General features: G+C 57.1%; 2 protein-coding genes and 1 pseudogene. All 3 read left to right on the top strand.

Features of this window, described 5'->3' with window-relative positions; genetic code table 11:
* Positions 1 to 252: 252 nt before the first annotated feature.
* Positions 253 to 411, top strand: coding sequence for a hypothetical protein (locus P9272_RS35765; RefSeq protein WP_278164907.1), 159 nt, complete (start codon positions 253 to 255; stop codon positions 409 to 411).
* Between the two features lie 128 nt (positions 412 to 539).
* On the top strand, positions 540 to 890 hold the full coding sequence (locus P9272_RS35760; RefSeq protein ID WP_278164905.1) for a hypothetical protein: 351 nt from the start codon (positions 540 to 542) through the stop codon (positions 888 to 890).
* A 558-nt stretch (positions 891 to 1,448) separates the two neighbouring features.
* Positions 1,449 to 1,621 (top strand): annotated as a pseudogene (locus P9272_RS35755) (IS5/IS1182 family transposase); the annotation flags it as partial.

Raw genomic sequence — 1,621 nt, 5'->3', positions numbered from 1 at the left:
CCGTGATCCGCATATTGTGCCAGGTCCATCGCAGCAACTCCGTGCATTGCCAGAAACTATGACGCCATATAGCGTCAGCAATGCCGTTATTTCAAGAGCTGCTCGGCTTCTCCCCGCGACGCCCGTGCCAGACTATGGGGCGCCGCCGTCCCAGGCCTGCTTGTTGGCCCAACGCCAATGAGATCGAAGCCGCCTCATTTACCCCCGACCTGATCTCGGGCGTGCTCGACGCACCGCCGATGCTCGCCATGGATGGCCGACCTGATCCTGTTCAAGACGGCGACCTTGACCGCCTTCGGCCTTCAACGCAACGGCGTTTGGGGCGAAGAAACCGCGTTGCAGAAGATCGAGCATCTGGGTCTCATGTTCGGAGCCTTGCCCGACGCCAGCGCCGCGGATCGGCCCATATAGCTTTTCATGGGATGGCCACAGCTCGCTATTAGGCGCATAGTGTTGGCATCGTCGGCAAAGTCTAAATGGACTTCGGCGACTGAGAGACAGCGTCGCGCTCCCGTCTGAACAAGATCAGGAGAGCGAACATGCCCCCAAAAATTGCCGAGAGCTTCGCGCGCTGGGGTGACGCAGATGCGCAGCTGCTTGTGGAGGTAAGGGACTACATCGAGCAAGTTAGAGAGATGCTAGCCGAGACAGAAGCACTGCTCGCTCCGTCTCGAGCAGGCTCAAAACAATCAGGGGAATCAATGCCGTACACGGTTATATGGTATGGAAGGCAAGGTCTCATCGATAAAATTTCGTTTGACGCCGAAAAGACAGCAAAAGATCACGCAACGTCGATGTTCGCGATCCGGAAGAGCGACGATGGCGTCATATCGGTTGAAGTCCGTAAGGACAACGGCGCCGTCGTCTTCAGCCACGCTGAAAATTACTGAGAGGGCACGTTCATGTGCATCAGAGAGTGACCAAGCTTTCCGACTTGGGGCCGCCCCTCTCCAACTTTGTGGGTTCGTCCTGCTGCCGAAGAGGAGGATCATTTTCATCTTTGTCGAGGCTGTGGCCAAGCAGTTGATGAACGGGACTTAAGGCAGGTGCAATGGCACCAGCAACCTGCCCATAGGAGGCTGGACTTAGACAGCTGAGAATCCACGCACCTAAATTATGGGGCACGGTCAGCCCCGCTCAGAATTAGATAGGACTCCCAGCAGCATTCAGTGTTAGCGTATATCGGGCGCTAACCTCCACCCACTGGAGAAACCGGCGACGGGGCTGGTGATTTGGGGTCGCCAGCCTGCCGGTTGGCGCACTGCCTTCGCGATTGGATCGGCTACAAGGCCTCTCAACGACGCTTCCGACTTCCTCGTTGATCCCACATTTGATAGTCGGAGTTTCGGGGTCGAAAACGGACCGCCGGGCTTTAGCAGGCTGCGGAAAAACTCTTTCGTCTGGGGCCAGTCCGTGATCCGATTCCGCCGGAGAGATTGGAGGATGAGATGCGCGGTGGAGATGACGGGACGGAAGTCTTTTTTCCTATGTGAGCTGCGAGGCTCGGGTTCCATCGGATCATCCGCTTCGAGCCATCCGGGCAAGCTTGAAGTGTTGTCGTCGGATTTTGAGGGACTTTATTCGAAGGTTGGTCGTCCCTCGATCGCGCCGGAGAAGCTGC

The organism is Mesorhizobium sp. WSM4976 (genome assembly GCF_029625685.1).
Lineage (GTDB): Bacteria > Pseudomonadota > Alphaproteobacteria > Rhizobiales > Rhizobiaceae > Mesorhizobium.
The sequence above is the reverse complement of the archived record's forward strand: the minus strand, read 5'-3'. Positions and strand labels throughout refer to the sequence as shown.